Source organism: Streptomyces sp. 13-12-16, assembly GCF_002114215.1.
In the GTDB taxonomy this organism is placed as follows: Bacteria; Actinomycetota; Actinomycetes; order Streptomycetales; family Streptomycetaceae; genus Streptomyces.
Window position 1 is genome coordinate 8,161 of the sequence record NZ_NCTE01001513.1, and the last position, 368, is coordinate 8,528.

Sequence of the window (368 nt, forward strand, 5' to 3'; positions counted from 1 at the left end):
CACGACTACGCCAACCTCCTGACCGGGCCCGAGTTCGAGGGTTACCAGGGGAGCGGCAGCGCGGGCAGTGTCGCTTCCGGGCGGGTTGCGTACACGTTCGGGTTCGAGGGTCCGGCGGTGACGGTGGACACGGCGTGTTCGTCGTCGCTGGTGGCGCTGCACTGGGCGGCGCAGGCGCTGCGTTCGGGTGAGTGCTCGCTCGCGGTGGCCGGTGGTGTGACGGTGATGTCGACGCCGATGACGTTCGTGGAGTTCTCGCGTCAGGGTGGGTTGTCGGCGGATGGCCGGTGCCGTTCGTTCGCGGATGCGGCCGACGGGGTCGGCTGGTCCGAGGGTGTGGGTGTGCTGGTGCTGGAGCGGTTGTCGGA

General features: G+C 69.8%; 1 protein-coding gene. It reads left to right on the forward strand.

All coding sequences use genetic code 11. The features are described 5' to 3' along the window. On the forward strand, positions 1–368 hold a 368-nt coding region (locus tag B7767_RS44245), incomplete at both ends, for a beta-ketoacyl synthase N-terminal-like domain-containing protein (protein WP_143653077.1).